The 15,717-nt window shown below is 62.2% G+C and carries 12 protein-coding genes; 9 read left to right on the forward strand and 3 right to left on the reverse strand.

The genetic code is table 11. From position 1 onward, the window contains the following. Position 1: 1 nt before the first annotated feature. Genes GA0061100_RS06655 through GA0061100_RS06675 form a run of 5 tightly spaced genes read left to right on the forward strand, consistent with a single transcriptional unit; the run spans position 2 to position 5,652 of the window. On the forward strand, positions 2-1,609 hold the full coding sequence (locus GA0061100_RS06655; protein ID WP_075851977.1) for a carboxyl transferase domain-containing protein: 1,608 nt from the start codon (positions 2-4) through the stop codon (positions 1,607-1,609). 10 nt (positions 1,610-1,619) lie between these two features. Continuing rightward, complete coding sequence (locus GA0061100_RS06660; protein ID WP_075851978.1) at positions 1,620-2,003, forward strand: RidA family protein; 384 nt, start codon at positions 1,620-1,622, stop codon at positions 2,001-2,003. A 9-nt stretch (positions 2,004-2,012) separates the two neighbouring features. Further along, complete coding sequence (locus GA0061100_RS06665) at positions 2,013-4,001, forward strand: acetyl/propionyl/methylcrotonyl-CoA carboxylase subunit alpha (protein ID WP_075851979.1); 1,989 nt, start codon at positions 2,013-2,015, stop codon at positions 3,999-4,001. Continuing rightward, a complete protein-coding gene (locus GA0061100_RS06670; RefSeq protein WP_075851980.1) occupies positions 3,998-4,867 on the forward strand; it encodes a hydroxymethylglutaryl-CoA lyase in 870 nt (289 codons plus the stop codon). The genes GA0061100_RS06665 and GA0061100_RS06670 overlap by 4 nt, the downstream gene beginning before the upstream one ends. Beyond that, positions 4,864-5,652 carry a crotonase/enoyl-CoA hydratase family protein gene (locus tag GA0061100_RS06675; RefSeq protein WP_075851981.1) on the forward strand — a complete coding sequence of 263 codons (789 nt, stop codon included), beginning with the start codon at positions 4,864-4,866 and terminating at the stop codon, positions 5,650-5,652. Before GA0061100_RS06670 ends, GA0061100_RS06675 begins: the two co-directional genes overlap by 4 nt. A gap of 49 nt (positions 5,653-5,701) precedes the next feature. Here the strand turns inward: GA0061100_RS06675 and GA0061100_RS06680 are convergent, their stop codons facing one another. Further along, positions 5,702-7,072: a TIGR03808 family TAT-translocated repetitive protein gene (locus GA0061100_RS06680; protein ID WP_075851982.1), complete on the reverse strand. Its 1,371-nt coding sequence runs from the start codon at positions 7,070-7,072 to the stop codon at positions 5,702-5,704. 208 nt (positions 7,073-7,280) lie between these two features. Here GA0061100_RS06680 and GA0061100_RS06685 point away from each other — a divergent pair, with 208 nt between their 5' ends. From GA0061100_RS06685 to GA0061100_RS06700, 4 genes are all read left to right on the forward strand, one after another. Next, positions 7,281-8,051 (forward strand): carbon-nitrogen hydrolase family protein, encoded by a 771-nt coding sequence (locus tag GA0061100_RS06685; RefSeq protein ID WP_075851983.1) that lies wholly within the window; start codon positions 7,281-7,283, stop codon positions 8,049-8,051. 29 nt (positions 8,052-8,080) lie between these two features. Continuing rightward, positions 8,081-9,091: a ligase-associated DNA damage response exonuclease gene (locus GA0061100_RS06690; RefSeq protein WP_075851984.1), complete on the forward strand. Its 1,011-nt coding sequence runs from the start codon at positions 8,081-8,083 to the stop codon at positions 9,089-9,091. Next, entirely contained in the window at positions 9,091-10,728 is a 1,638-nt protein-coding gene (locus tag GA0061100_RS06695) for a cisplatin damage response ATP-dependent DNA ligase (RefSeq protein ID WP_075851985.1), read from the forward strand. The genes GA0061100_RS06690 and GA0061100_RS06695 overlap by 1 nt, the downstream gene beginning before the upstream one ends. A gap of 89 nt (positions 10,729-10,817) precedes the next feature. After that, positions 10,818-11,801 carry an alpha/beta hydrolase family protein gene (locus GA0061100_RS06700; protein ID WP_075851986.1) on the forward strand — a complete coding sequence of 328 codons (984 nt, stop codon included), beginning with the start codon at positions 10,818-10,820 and terminating at the stop codon, positions 11,799-11,801. A gap of 44 nt (positions 11,802-11,845) precedes the next feature. Here GA0061100_RS06700 and scpA read toward each other — a convergent pair whose 3' ends face one another. Continuing rightward, on the reverse strand, positions 11,846-13,978 hold the full coding sequence (scpA, locus tag GA0061100_RS06705) for a methylmalonyl-CoA mutase (RefSeq protein ID WP_075851987.1): 2,133 nt from the start codon (positions 13,976-13,978) through the stop codon (positions 11,846-11,848). 253 nt (positions 13,979-14,231) lie between these two features. Beyond that, positions 14,232-15,578, reverse strand: a complete 1,347-nt coding sequence (locus GA0061100_RS06710; protein ID WP_075851988.1) for a methylmalonyl-CoA mutase family protein — start codon at positions 15,576-15,578, stop codon at positions 14,232-14,234. Between the last annotated feature and the right edge of the window lie 139 nt (positions 15,579-15,717).

Genomic DNA, 15,717 nt, shown 5'->3' on the forward strand with positions numbered 1-15,717 from the left:
CATGACCGTCCTGAAATCAGAGATATCGACGCATAGCGATCGCTTCCGCGATAATCGCGCCGCCATGCTGGAGGCGATCGGTGTCGCTGAGGCGGCTGCGACGCAGGCGGCGGAAGGCGGCGGCGCCCAGGCGCGCGAGCGTCACGTCAGCCGCGGCAAGATGCTGCCGCGCGATCGCGTTGCCGGCCTGATCGATCCCGCCACGCCCTTTCTGGAGATCGGGACGACAGCCGCGCATGGTCTCTATGGCGGCGATGCGCCGGGTGCCGGTCTGATCGCCGGTATCGGCCGCGTTTCCGGCCGCGATTGCATGATCGTCTGCAACGATGCCACGGTCAAAGGTGGCACCTACTATCCGATTACGGTGAAGAAGCATCTGCGGGCGCAGGAGATTGCAGCGGAGAACAATCTCCCCTGCATCTATCTCGTCGATTCCGGCGGCGCCAACCTGCCGAACCAGGACGAGGTGTTTCCGGATCGCGATCACTTCGGCCGCATCTTTTACAATCAGGCCAATATGTCGGCCGCCGGCATTCCGCAGATCGCCGTCGTCATGGGTTCCTGCACGGCGGGTGGCGCCTATGTGCCGGCCATGTCGGACGAAACGATCATCGTCGAGAAGCAGGGAACGATCTTTCTCGCCGGCCCGCCGTTGGTCAAGGCAGCGACGGGGGAGGTGGTCTCTGCCGAGGATCTCGGCGGCGGTGACGTTCACACGCGCCTTTCCGGCGTTGCCGATCATCTGGCGCGCGACGATGCGCATGCGCTTGCGCTTGCCCGGCAGGCAGTCGCCAACCTCAATCGCCGCAAGCCCGAGGGTGTCGAGCTTCGCACGCCGGAAGCGCCGCTCTACGATCCCGAAGAGATCCTGGGCATCGTCCCCTCGGATCTGCGCACGCCCTATGATGTGCGCGAGGTCATCGCCCGCATGGTGGATGGCTCTCGCCTCGATGAGTTCAAGGCGCGCTATGGTACGACGCTGGTCTGCGGCTTCGCCCATATTCACGGTATCCCCGTTGGGATTATCGCCAACAACGGCGTGCTCTTCTCGGAATCGGCGCTGAAGGGCACGCATTTCGTCGAGCTTTGCTCGCAGCGCAAGATCCCGCTGGTCTTCCTGCAGAATATCACCGGCTTCATGGTCGGTCGCAAATACGAGACCGAGGGCATCGCCAAGAACGGCGCCAAGCTGGTGACAGCTGTGGCCACCACCAAGGTCCCTAAGGTCACCATGTTGATCGGCGGCTCCTTTGGTGCCGGCAATTACGGCATGGCCGGCCGCGCTTATTCGCCGCGGTTCCTCTGGACCTGGCCCAACAGCCGCATTTCGGTGATGGGCGGGGAGCAGGCGGCCGGTGTGCTCGCCACGGTGCGCGGCGAGGCGCTGGCGCGTGCCGGCAAGCCCTGGACGACAGAAGAAGAGGCCGCCTTCAAGGCGCCGACGCTCAAGATGTTCGAAACCCAGAGCCATCCCCTCTATGCCTCGGCCCGCCTCTGGGACGATGGTATTATCGACCCGCGCAAGAGCCGCGATGTGCTGGCTCTGTCGCTTTCAGCAGCACTCAACGCGCCGATCGAAGACACACGCTTCGGTCTGTTCAGGATGTGAGGAGACGGAGATGAAACGCGATGCCATCAATGCCAAGAATGCGCCGCAGCCCCGCGGCGGCTATGCCCAAGCCCTAAAGCTTGAGAATTTCGAGCGATTGCTTTTCGTCAGCGGCCAGATCCCGATGACGTCGGACGATACGCTTCCAGAGGGGTTCAAGGCGCAGGCTCGCCAGGCCTGGCTGAATGTCGATGCTCAGCTCAAAGCGGCCGGCATGACCAAGGACGATATCGTCAAGGTCACCACTTTTCTCGCTGATCGACACCATACGATGGAGAACCGCGAGATCCGCGCCGAATATCTAGGCCCCCTCACGCCGGCGATGACTGTCGTAATCGCTGGCATTTTCGATACCGCCTGGCTGCTCGAAGTCGAAGTCATTGCCGCGCAATAGGGTCTGCCGATGTTTTCGAAGATACTGATCGCCAATCGCGGCGAAATCGCCTGCCGTGTCATCCGCACGGCAAGGCGCCTCGGCATCCGCACAGTCGCCGTCTATTCCGACGCCGATCGGGATGCCCTGCATGTGGCGCAGGCAGACGAGGCTGTTCATATCGGCCCGGCGGCGGCGAGCGAAAGCTATCTCTCGAAGGAAAAGATCATCGCGGCGGCTCAGCGCACAGGCGCGGAAGCCATCCATCCAGGCTACGGTTTTCTTTCGGAAAACGCGGACTTTGCCGAAGCCGTCGAGGTTGCAGGCCTCATCTTCATCGGTCCGTCTCCAGCCTCCATCCGTGCCATGGGGCTCAAGGACGCCGCCAAGGCGCTGATGGAGCGGGCGGGAGTGCCTGTCGTGCCCGGCTATCACGGCGATCGTCAGGAACCCGGCTTTCTGGCCGAGCAGGCAACCAATATCGGCTTTCCGGTCCTCATCAAGGCGCGGGCCGGCGGCGGCGGCAAGGGCATGCGCCGCGTCGACAGGCCGGAGGAGTTCGAGGCCTCGCTGGAAGCGGCAAAGCGCGAGGCGAAATCGGCTTTCGGCGACGATGCCGTGCTGATCGAGAAATATCTGATCAAGCCGCGCCACATCGAGATCCAGGTCTTTGGTGACAGCCTTGGCAATGCCGTCCATCTCTTCGAGCGCGATTGCTCGCTGCAGCGCCGGCACCAGAAGGTGATCGAGGAGGCGCCAGCGCCCGGCATGACCGAGGAGATGCGCCGCGCGATGGGCGAAGCGGCCGTTCGCGCTGCCCGCGCCATCGATTATCGCGGCGCCGGCACGGTCGAATTCATCGCGGATGTCTCTGACGGTCTGTCGCCGGATCGTTTCTTCTTCATGGAAATGAACACCCGCCTGCAGGTCGAGCACCCCGTCACCGAGGCGATCGCCGGCGTCGACCTTGTCGAGTGGCAGTTGCGCGTCGCAAGCGGCGAACCGCTGCCGAAATCCCAGGACGAACTCACCATAAACGGCTGGGCCTTCGAAGCGCGCATCTACGCCGAAGACCCTTCGCGCGGCTTCCTGCCGGCAACCGGGACGCTCTCGCACTTACGCTTCCCCGAAGGCGATGTCCGCATCGACGCGGGCGTGCGCGAAGGCGATGGCATCACCCCGCATTACGATCCGCTGATTGCCAAGCTGACGGTGCATGCGCCGGATCGCGCGGCCGCTCTTGCCAAGCTCACGCGCGGGTTGGAGCAGATGCAGGTTGCTGGAACCACGACCAATCTCGATTTCCTCATTCGTCTTAGCCGCCAGCCGGATTTCGCCGCCGGCCATCCAGATACGGGATTGATCGATCGGGACGTGGAGGCGCTGACCTCGGCGCGGCAGCCGGACGACACGGCCCTTGCGATCGCTGCTATTGTCGAAGCGGGTGGATTTGTTCAGGTTGCTGGCAACGACCTCTCCCATTCGCTCGGTGCGTGGCAGCTTTGGGGCGAAGCAAACCGTCCCGTCACGCTGCATTTTGCCGGCGGTCAGAGAAATTGCCGCGTGACAGCAAAGGGCCTGACACTTTTTGGCGTTGCCTTTGATGATCGCACCCTCCTTGTCCGCCTCTTCGAAGGGAAGGGCTTTGCCCGACGCATCGAGATCGACAGTCGGCAGTCCCATGTCGATCTCTTCGAGACGACATCAGGCATGACGTTGTTCCTCGACGGGCATGCGTATCATTTCCATCGCCTCGATCCGCTCGATGGTGGCGAGGAGACCGTGGCCGGCGGCGATCGCGTGATCGCGCCGATGCCGGGCCTCGTGAAGATCGTCCGCGTGCGCGAGGGCGACACAGTGGCGAAGGGGCAGGCGCTGATCGTCATGGAGGCCATGAAGATGGAGCTGACGCTGACGGCGGCGCGCGACGGCATCGTCGAAAGTCTGCATGTCGGCGAGGGCGATCAAACCAGCGAAAGCGCTGTGCTTCTGTCGCTTCGACCAGAGGATGTCGCATGACCGACCAGCCTTCCAACCACGTCACCATCGTCGAAATGGCGCCGCGCGACGGCCTGCAGAATGAGAAACAGCCGGTCGATACCGCACGCAAGATCGAGCTGGTCGACCTGCTGTCGGATTGCGGCTTCGAGCGCATCGAAGTCACGAGCTTCGTCAGCCCGAAATGGGTGCCGCAGCTTGCCGATGCCGCTGCCGTCATGGCTGGAATAAATCGGCGTCCCGGTGTCAGCTACGCGGCGCTCGCACCCAATATGCAGGGTTTCGAGGCAGCGCTTGCTGCCGACGCCGATGAAGTCGCGATCTTCGCCTCCGCGTCCGAAACCTTTTCCATGCGCAACATCAATTGCTCGATCGCCGAGAGCATCGAGCGCTTCCGGCCGGTGGCCGCTGCCAGCAGGGATCGTGGCGTTCCATTGCGCGGCTATGTCAGCTGCGTCGTCGAATGCCCTTACGAAGGCGCGGTGCCGCCGCAGAATGTCGTCAGCGTTGCCTGGCAGCTCCGGGCGCTGGGCTGCTATGAGATCAGCCTCGGCGACACGATCGGCAAGGGTTCGCCAGAGGCCGTCGACCGGATGCTCGCCGCGGTTCTGGGCGAGCTGCCCGCCGCCGCGCTGGCAGGCCATTTTCATGATACGTCCGGACGGGCGCTCGAGAATATCGGCGTCGCTCTGGAGCGCGGCCTGCGGTTGTTCGATGCGTCGGCGGGCGGTCTTGGCGGTTGCCCCTTCGCTCCCGGCGCCAAGGGCAATGTCGATACGGTTTCGGTCGACGACTATCTGACGGCGAGGGATTACGAAACCGGTCTCGATAAGGACAAGCTTGCCCACGCCGCCGCCTTTGCCCGCAGCCTCAGGAGTGCCCCATGATATCGCAAACGATCCGCATCGCCACCGATGAGCGCGGTGTTGCCCGTCTGACGCTCGCACGCCCGGAAAAGCACAATGCGCTGTCGGCGGAGATGATCGATGATTTGACCGCGGCAACGGACGATCTTGCTCACGACAGGTCGGTCCGGGTCGTCGTGCTGAGCGGCGAGGGCGCCAGCTTCTGCGCGGGCGGCGATCTCGGCTGGATGCGTGCCCAGTTCGACGCCACGCGGGACGGGCGCATGGCCGAGGCGCGACGGCTTGCCATGCTCTTCAAGGCGTTGAACGAGTTGCCGAAGCCTCTGATCGCCCGCGTCCAGGGCAACGCTTTTGGCGGTGGTATCGGCATCCTGAGCGTTTGCGACATGGTGATCTCGGCATCGACAGCCCGCTTTGGCCTGACGGAGGTACGCCTCGGTATCATTCCCGCCACCATCAGCCCTTACGTCGTCGCCCGCATCGGCGAAACGAATGCCCGCCCGCTCTTCCTCTCCGGCAAGATCATCGATGCGTGGCAGGCACATGCCACAGGTCTCCTGTCCCGTGTCGTGGCGGAAGAGGCGCTGGATGAGGCCGTGGAGGCCGAGGTCCGCCATTTCCTGGTGGCGTCTCCACAGGCGGCTGCCCGCGCCAAGGCCCTGGCACGCTCCGTCGGCAGGCCGATCACCGACGACATGATCGATCATGTCGTCAAGCAATTGGCGGATGCGTGGGAGAGCGAGGAGGCGATGGAGGGCATTACCGCCTTCTTCGAAAAGCGGCAGCCAAGCTGGCGACCGGTTTGAGGCGCATGCCGTTATCGCAAAACCGCTGCGCACCTTTGCGCGGCATGCGTTAAGCCGATCTGTTGTTTTCGATCGTCAGTTGCGGGAACTGCGTGCTTCCCTTGATGAGATCGCCGGATGCCGGCTTGTCCCAGCGAAAGCCCATGATCGCGGCTTGCTGCATCTCCTGGAAAAGGTTGCCCGCAATCACCGCCGAGCCGGCGCCGTCGGCGACCGAAACGACACAGCCGATGCCGGCGTGCCTGATGATATTGCCGGTCGCGACGACGTTGCGGAGATATTGCCCCCAGCCGAGCCGCATGCCCCAGAGTGGCGCATTCTCGATGACATTATCGGCAACAAGCGTATCGGCTTCCGCGGAGATGCCGATGCCAAAGCCGCCATCCTGCGCGTAGGGTGCCGTCAGCGACAGGTTGCGGATGACATTGCCCGTCACCGAGGCGAGCCTGCCGCCCCTGTCGAAGTTGGTGACCGAGATGCCGTTCGCGGCTCCGTCGACTAGATTGTTGTTGATCGCGGCGCCGACGAACTCGAATTCGCAATAGATGGCGGTTTCGCCCGAGCGCAGGCACTGATTGTTCGAGATCTGCACATTCGATGCTGAGTTGGCGCGGATGGCGGTGAAGGCGCAATCGGTAACCTGGTTGCCCGAAACCGTGACGCCATCGGCGCGGAAGACATTGATGCCGTTGCCGTTCTGGCCGGTGCCGCCGCCATTGGCGCGGATGCGGGCAATGCGGTTGTTGGTGACGGTGCTGCCATCTTCGGCTTTGTCCCAGCGATGGATGAGGATGCCGCCATTGCCGCAATCCTCGACGCGGTTGCTGGCAACCGTCAATCCCGTTGACTGGACGGAGTAGATACCGGCCTCGGCGGCGCCGGAGATGCGGCTGCGTTCGATCCGGCCGCCGCAGCGCTCCAGTTGAAGCGCATGCTTGCGGCTGCCCGATATCTCGCAATTGTCGATCAGAACTTCGTCGACGCCGGTAAATTGCAGGAGGCCGCCGGCATAATCGGCAAGCCAGCGGTTGCCGCCGTCGAGCACGAGGCCGGAAAGCTCGATGCGTTTGGCCCTATCCGCATTCATCAGATGGCCGTCGCCGCTATAGACCAGCCGCGAAGCGCCGGGAACGCCTGTCATGCGGGTATTATCAGGCAGCGTCAGGTTGGAGATGTTGTATGTGCCCGGCGGCAGGAAGAGCGGCATGTTGGTGCGCGCCGCATTGTCGATCATCGCCTGCAGCTTGCCGCTCCTGAAATCGCTCGCTCCCGGCGTGGTTTTCAGCGCAACGGCATCGATTGGCCCCCGCAGCTCGGCGCCTGCCATCTTGGCAAGCGGCGCGGCGAAAACGCGGGGCGCAAGCAGGCCCGCCGCTGCCGAGGCAGCGAGGGAAGCGATGAAAGCGCGGCGCTGGATCATTGTGAACTCCGTAGATGACGCCTACGAAGCAGAAATCATGCCAAGACCATCTGTGTCGTTTTGATACAGAAGTGGGTCTCGAAAGGCGTTCGGACTGCAGAAAGCGCGGACACCCCCGCCATTTCATTTACCAGTCTGATCCATACGAAGCTCAGCCAACGATCGATCTGTCCTAGGGGCGACTCACAGCGCATGTTACCCCTGCCACATGCGGATCGCGGCTTTTCAACGTCTGGCACTTTTCGACGCCGTCGAGCAGGCGGCCGAGGTTTTGGCGCGCGATCTGGCCTGGGCGGAAGCGCAAGGCATCGACCTTGCCCTCTTCCCCGAGTGCTATCTGCAGGGACATAGCTACAACGAAGCCATCGCCAGACGCCGTGCGCTTTCCCTCGACGACCCGGATCTGAACGCGCTTATCGCTCGCTTCGCAGCGGGGAGAACGACCGCCATCGTCGGCCTTTTCGAGCGCAGGAACGATGGGGTCTACAACAGCGCCATTGTTGCCAAATCGAGCCGGATTAACGGAGTCTATGCCAAGGCTCATCCGCTTGAGAAGGGTTGCATGCCCGGAAGGGATTTCCCCGTTTGGGATGAGAGCCATTGGCGCTTCGGCATTAATATCTGCGCCGATCTCAGATATCCCTATACCGCGCACCGTCTGGCCCGAAAGGGAGCAGGCCTCATCTGCAATCCCGTCAATCTCATGCTGCGTCCGCACAAGGCCGAGATGTGGCATAGGCCCGGCATTTCGGGGCTGCAGATTTGCGCAAGGCATACAGGCTGTTGGGTCATGGCATCGGATGTCGTTGGCAGCAACGGTGATGGCTGGGTCAGCTATGGCAGCAGCGCGATCGTCGATCCAAACGGCGTCGTCGTCGCCAAGGCCAAGCCCTATTGCGAAGATGTTCTCGTCTTCGACCTGCCGGATCGGCAACCCGAACGCGGATTCGTTCAAAAAGCTGCTGTCATCGCTACCTAATCGTGCAAATCGCGCTATCCTCCTGAATCATGAGACCGGAACAACTGCTCTATCCAGCGCCTCAGGGATTGTTCTGCCCGATCGGCGGCTTTTATATCGATCCCGTACAGCCGGTCGAGCGCGCGCTCGTCACACATGGCCATTCCGATCATGCCCGCTCCGGCCACGCCCATGTGCTCGCCACGCGCCAGACGCTCGATATCATGCGCATCCGCTACGGCGATGGCTTTGCCGGATCGGAGCAGGCGGTTGCCTTCGGGGAGGAAGTGACGATCAATGGCGTGAAGGTGCACTTCTATCCGGCAGGCCATGTGCTCGGCTCGGCGCAGATCGCCGTGGAGAGGGATGGGCTGCGGATCGTCGTTTCCGGCGATTACAAACGCTGGCCGGACCCGACCTGTGAAGCCTATGTGCCGGTTCCCTGCGATGTCTTCATCACCGAGGCTACCTTCGGTCTGCCGGTCTTTCACCATCCCGATCCCATGGCCGAGACACGCAAGCTGCTGGCTTCGCTTCGCCAGTTTCCGGAGCGAACGCATCTGGTCGGCGCCTACGCGCTCGGCAAGGCGCAGCGCGTCATTCGGCTCTTGCGCGATGCCGGCTATGACAAGCCGATCTACATTCACGGCGCGCTCGAGACCCTGTGCGACTATTATGTCAGCCAGGGCATCGCGCTTGGCGAGCTCAAGCCGGCCACCGTCGAAAGCCGCGATCAGTCGATCTTCCACGGCGCCGTCGTCGTCGGCCCGCCCTCCGCCTTCCAGGATCGCTGGGCGAGGCGCTTCCACGATCCGCTCCCGGCTTTCGCATCCGGCTGGATGATGGTGCGCCAGCGCGCCAAACAGCTCGGCGTCGAGCTGCCGCTGGTCATTTCGGATCACTGCGACTGGCCGGAACTCACCGAGACGATCTCCGATCTCAAGCCGAGCGAGGTCTGGGTCACCCACGGACGCGAGGAGGCCCTGGTACGCTGGTGCGAGCTGCAGGGCATCGCCGCCAAGCCGCTGCATCTCATCGGCTATGAAGACGAGGGCGATTGATGAAAGCCTTTGCCGACCTTCTCGACCGCCTGGTGCTGACGCCGAGCCGCAACGGCAAGCTGAAGCTGCTGACCGATTATTTCCGCGATACGCCCGATCCCGACCGCGGCTATGGCCTGGCCGCCATCGCCGCCACGCTTGAAGTGCGCAACGTCAAGCCCGCCATGCTGCGCGAACTTGTTCTCGAGCGTATGGACGAGGTGCTGTTCCGCTATTCCTATGATTATGTCGGCGATCTCGCCGAAACGATCTCGCTGGTCTGGGACAAGGAGAGCGACATCGAACGTCCCGCCGGGGAGCAGCCGAAGCTTGGCGAAGTCGTTCGCAGCATGAATGCACTCGGGCGGACCGAGGTGCGCAGTTTCGTTCGAGACCTCTTGGACCGGCTGGATACATCAGGCCGTTTCGCCTTCCTGAAGCTTGCGACCGGCGCGATGCGCATCGGCGTCTCGGCGCGGCTTGCCAAGCAGGCGCTGGCGGAGCTGAGCGGCAAGGACGTGACTGAAATCGAAACGCTGTGGCATGGCCTGCAGCCACCCTATGAAAGCCTGTTCCGCTGGCTGGAGGGCAAGGGCGAACGGCCGATATTGGCGACGCCGGCGATCTTCCATTCCGTCATGCTCGCAAATCCCGTCGAGCCGGGCGATCTCGATGGGCTCGATCCCAGTGATTTCGCGGCCGAATGGAAATGGGACGGCATTCGCGTGCAGCTCTCGCGTTCGGGCTCGACGAGCAAGCTCTATTCGCGTTCCGGCGACGATATTTCAGGCGCCTTCCCCGATATCGTCGACGCGATGAGCTTCGAAGGCGTCATGGATGGCGAGCTGCTGGTTGGCGGCACCGTTCGCTCCAACAGCCCGACGCGCAGCTTTTCCGATCTGCAGCAGCGCCTCAACCGCAAGACTGTCACCTCGAAGATGCTGGACGAATTCCCCGCCTTCATCCGCGCCTATGATCTTCTCTTCGATGGCGCGGAGGATGTCCGTGCCCGCGGATTCCTCGATCGGCGCGAGCGGCTGACGGAGATTGTCGAGGCAGCGCCGCACGACCGGTTCGACCTTTCGCCGCTGGTCGACTTTTCCTCATGGGAAGAACTCGATCGGCTGCGCTCTTCGCCGCCCGATCCGGTGATCGAAGGGGTGATGATCAAGCGCCGTGATAGCGCCTATCTTGCCGGCCGCGCCAAGGGTCCATGGTTCAAGTGGAAGCGCGATCCTTACAATGTCGATGCGGTGCTGATGTATGCACAGCGCGGCCACGGCAAGCGATCCAGCTACTATTCCGATTTCACCTTCGGCGTCTGGGCGATGACCCCAGAGGGCGAACAGCTCGTGCCCGTCGGCAAGGCCTATTTCGGCTTCACCGATGCAGAGTTGGAAGTGCTCGACAAGTTCGTGCGTAACAATACGGTCGATCGCTTCGGCCCCGTGCGGGCCGTGCGCGCCGATCGCGATTTCGGTTTCGTGCTCGAGGTGGCCTTCGAGGGTATCAACCGCTCCACCCGTCATAAGTCGGGTGTTGCCATGCGTTTCCCGCGCATCGCCCGGCTGCGGCCGGACAAGCCGCCTTACGAAGCCGACAGGCTGGAAACTTTGATCGCGATGATTGACGCCAAGGCTCCTGTTGTCGATGAATAGGTGAGGGCGATTCCTCACCACAATGTGAGTTGGCCTTGCCTTTCAACCCGTGCAGATTTGAGCTGCGCCGGGATATTTCGACAGAGCACATGACCATGTCCGACGACCAAGCATTTCGTCCCAATCGCCGCAGCCTTCTAGCTGGTATCGCCTTCACGCTTTTTGCCCCCAACATCGTCAGAGCTGCCGACGACAGTACGACCGGAACCAAGCCTGCCGATAACAAGGCCGCCGCCCGGAATGAGGAGAAGGCCGAAGACGCGCCACCGCAGCTCGCTGGCGACTATGCCAAGGAGCGCCATCTTTTTCGCACCGATCTCCTGAGCAAGGGGCCGGCTCCCGATATCTATGAACCTCTGGTGACGCCGTCGACGGCAGAGCGGCTGTTCTATCGCAGCGGCGTTGGCGAAGAGCTGGAGCTTGTTGCGTGGGTTTCCCGCTATACTCGCTCCGACAAGCCGAAGCCGGCGGTGCTGTTCCTGCATGGCGGCAACGCCATCGGCCAGGGACATTGGCAGCTGATGAAGCCCTATGTCGAGGCCGGTTATGTCGTCATGATTCCCTCGATGCGCGGGGAAAATGGCCAGAAGGGCAATTTCTCGGGCTTTTATGATGAAGTTGCCGATGTGCTGGCCGCATCCAACCGGCTGCGGCATCTGCCGGGTGTCGATCCGCACCGCATGTTCCTGGCCGGACACAGCATCGGCGGCACGCTTGCGATGCTGGCTGCCATGTCGACCCGGCGCTTCCGGGCGGTTGCGCCGATATCAGGCAATCCGGACGCCTATGCCTTCTTCGGCCGCTATCCGCAGGATATCCGCTTCAACACCAGGAACCCGCGCGAATACCAGATGCGGTCGCCGCTCTGCTATGCGCACAGCTTCAAAAGCCCGGTCAAGCTGTTCCACGGCACCGAGGAAGCGCATTTCGACTCCCGGCTGGCCCTGCTCACAAAGCGGGCGACGGCCGCAGGCGTGAAGATGGAAATGGCGACTGTAACGGGCAGCCATAATTCGGCGCTGCCGGGCGAGATCGCGCAGAGCATCGAATTCTTCAGGAGCGTTGCTGTCTAGACCGTCCGGGTAAGCGCGGTTCGGACCGCCTTACCTGCCGATGCTTACGCCATCAGCTTCTCTATCAACGCCGTCGCCGCTTCGGCGATCACGGTTCCAGGCGGGAAGATCGCATCGGCGCCAGCTGCCTCGAGCGCTGCGAAATCCTGCGGTGGGATGACGCCGCCGACCGCGATCAGAATATTACGGGCATGGCGGCGGGTGAGCGCCGCCTTCAATTCCGGCACGAGCGTCAGATGGCCCGCAGCAAGAGACGAGGCGCCGAGGATATCGACGCCTTCGCGAACGGCGACATCGGCCACTTCCTCTGGTGTCTGAAACATGGCGCCGACGACGACATCGAAACCGAGATCGGCGAAAGCCGTTGCGATGACCTTCTGGCCGCGGTCGTGACCATCCTGACCCATCTTGGCAACGAGGATGCGGGGTTTTTCGCCGCGTGCATTGCGGAAAGCTTCGACCTTGGCGACCGCCCTGTTGAAGATGGGATCGGCGTCGCCCACTTCCCGACGATAGACGCCGGAGATGGTGCGGATCTCGGCGACATGCCGGCCATAGGCTTTTTCCAGAGCTAACGAAATTTCACCGACCGTGGCTCTTGCTCTCGCTGCCTTCACGGCAAAATCGAGCAGATTGCCGGTGCCGTTGCGTGCAGCATCCGTCAGCGCATCCAGCGCGCTTTCCACTGCTGTGGTTTCGCGCGTGCCCTTCAACTGCTGCAGCTTGGAAAGCTGGCGTGCCCGCACTTCTGAATTGTCGACCTTCAAGACGTCGACTTCGATGTCTTTTTCGGGCTTGGAGAAATTGATGCCGACGAGGGTCTGATGGCCGCTGTCGATACGCGCTTGCGTGCGGGCGGCTGCTTCCTCGATGCGAAGCTTGGGGATACCCTTCTCGATCGCCTTCGCCATGCCGCCGAGCGCCTCGACCTCCTCGATATGGGCCATCGCGCGCGCGGCAAGATCATGGGTTAGCCGCTCGACATAGGCCGAGCCGCCCCACGGATCGATGATATCAGTCGTGCCGGATTCCTTCTGCAGCAGGATCTGCGTGTTGCGGGCAATACGGGCCGAATGGTCAGTCGGCAGCGCCAGCGCCTCGTCGAAAGAATTGGTGTGGAGTGACTGCGTATGCCCCTGCGTCGCCGCCATCGCCTCGACCATGGTGCGGATGATGTTGTTCATCGGGTCTTGCGCCGTCAGCGACCAGCCGGAGGTCTGGCTGTGGGTCCTGAGTGCCAGGGATTTCTGATCCTTCGGCGCGAAATTCTTCTGCATCAGCGCCGCCCAGATCAGCCGTCCCGCGCGCATCTTGGCGACTTCCATGAAGAAGTTCATGCCGACGGCCCAGAAGAAGGAAAGGCGAGGCGCGAAGCTGTCGATATCGAGCCCTGCGGCGACGCCCGCCCGCGCATATTCGATGCCGTCGGCGATCGTGTAGGCGAGCTCCAGATCCGCCGTGGCGCCGGCTTCCTGCATGTGGTAGCCGGAGATCGAGATGGAGTTGAATTTCGGCATCCTCTGGCTGGTATAGCTGAAAATGTCCGAAACGATCCGCATCGACGGTTGCGGCGGATAGATATAGGTGTTGCGAACCATGAACTCCTTGAGGATGTCGTTCTGGATCGTGCCCGACAGCTTGTCCTCGGAGACGCCCTGTTCCTCCGCTGCGACGATATAGAGCGCCATGACCGGCAGCACCGCGCCGTTCATGGTCATCGACACGCTCATCTCATCAAGCGGGATGCCATCGAAGAGCTGGCGCATGTCGAGAATGGAATCGATCGCAACACCTGCCATGCCGACATCGCCCGCAACGCGCGGATGATCGCTGTCGTAGCCGCGGTGGGTGGCAAGATCGAAGGCGACGGAAAGACCCTTCTGCCCGGCCGCAAGGTTGCGTCGATAGAAGGCATTGGATTCTTCGGCTGTCGAGAAGCCGGCATATTGGCGGATCGTCCACGGCTGCTGGACATACATTGTCGGGTAGGGGCCGCGCACGAACGGCGCTGCGCCGGGATAGGTGTCCAAAAAGTTCAGGCCGGCGAGATCGCTTTCGCTGTAGGCACGCTTGACCGCAATGCCTTCGGGGGTTTCCCAGGCAGCGGCATTGGCTGTCTCTGATTTGACTTGTGGTCTTGTCCAGGAAGTATTGCTGAAGTTCGGGATGCGGGTCATCGAGCCGATACCTCCGTGGATACGGGGCGTGCGATACCCCCCTCTGTCACTTCGTGACATCTCCCCCACAGGGGGGGAGATCGTTTTGAGCCCGCTGCGTCATGCAACGGAAGTGAAACGCGAGGCCGGTGCGAGTTTGATATCCATTCGAGGGTGAAAGGTGCCACGGAGCTCCAATCTCCCCCCTTGTGGGGGACATGTCGCGAAAGCGACAGAGGGGGGTGCGCACTGTCCGCGAATTCAGCAATCACGATCATGACGCCACCTCATCCAACCGCACCGGCATCAGTCCCATCCCGCCAGCAAGCGAGCCCAAAGGTCCCAAGACAGCCACCGGCCGCTCCGCTTTCATCGCAAACAGGGTCGTTCCGACGATCGGTTTTGCGACACGCTTTGCGCGCGCCTCCGCGATCATCATAGCCAGCTCACCGCTTCCGATCACCTTTGCCAGTCCGCCCTTGTCTTCGATCTCGACAAAGATATCCCAGGCCCGCCCGGCCAGCGCGTCGGTCAGCGCCTCGATGCCGCCGGAGCCGGCGGCGGGATCGGTGACGTGATCGAGGTGGCTTTCGGCGATCAGGACCGTCTGCGTGTTGCGCGCCAGCCGCCGCGCCAGCGGATCGGGAATGCCATGCGTCAGGCTGTGCGGCAGAACGCAGATCTCGTCGGCGCCGCCGACGCCGGCTGAAAAGACCGCAATGGTGTTGCGGAGAACATTCGTCTCGGGATCGAGGCGGGTCAGCATGCGATAGCTCGTCTCGACAAAAAGATGCGCCGGCTGCGGATCGGCGACGCCGCAAGCTTCGGCGATCCGGGTAAAGATCAGCCGTGCCGCGCGCATCTTAGCGATCGTCGTGAACTGGTTCTGATCGGCTGAAAGGCAGAGGCTGGTTGCCGCAAGCGCTGCTTCCGGCGAAAGGCCGGCCCCTTCAAGCAATCGCAAATGGCCGACGAGACTTACCGCCATCACTGCAAGTTCCTGGGCTTCGGTTCCGCCGGCGTTATGCACCACACGACCGTCTGCATTGACGATCGTGCCAACCGGTTTCAATTCTTTGAAGTATTTGATATCGATAGAAAAATTGGAAAAATGTGCGGCTGACAAGAAAGCGTCGAGGCCAAGGTGTAATCTTCGGGCACCGTCATCCGCGATTAAGGCTGCTACCGTTTTAGCAACACCGGGTGAAAAGCCGTCCAGGCGCAATGTCGCAGTCTTGCTCGCTGTGGCTGCCAGCGCTTCGAAAAGTGGCGGGTGCGGCGCATCCATGCCGATGCCAAAAGCCGAACCGGAATCGATGGAGACGAGCGAGATGCCGCTTGCCCCATTGGCAAGATCGTCGCCGAGCTGCGCCATTGCCCGCTCAAGGTCCGGATCGTCCATGCGCTGGGTTAAGGTCCAGGGAAGGTCGGCCCGCTGGCGGGAAAGCGGTGCACAATCGTGGCGCCGTTCGTAAAGCGGCTCTATCGCAATGCCATCATCGGTTCGCGACACCAGCGTTTCCTGGAAATCCTTGCCTTTCAACGCCCGCTCGACAAGCTTCAGCCAAGTCTTGTGGTCGCTCTGGCCGAAGATGCCCGGGTCGAGACTGTCGATATTCATGCGCTCCTCCGTACCGTACTGGTCTAGCCCATGATGCGACACGGGAAAACAGGAGTTTGGCCAATCGGTGCAATATCTTCGTTGGAGCTGTCTGGCGATCGACGCCAGCCTCGCTCCAGCCGCGGTAGTCATTATGTGG

The sequence above is a fragment of the Martinezella hainanensis genome, assembly GCF_900094555.1.
In the GTDB taxonomy this organism is placed as follows: Bacteria; Pseudomonadota; Alphaproteobacteria; order Rhizobiales; family Rhizobiaceae; genus Rhizobium; species Rhizobium hainanense.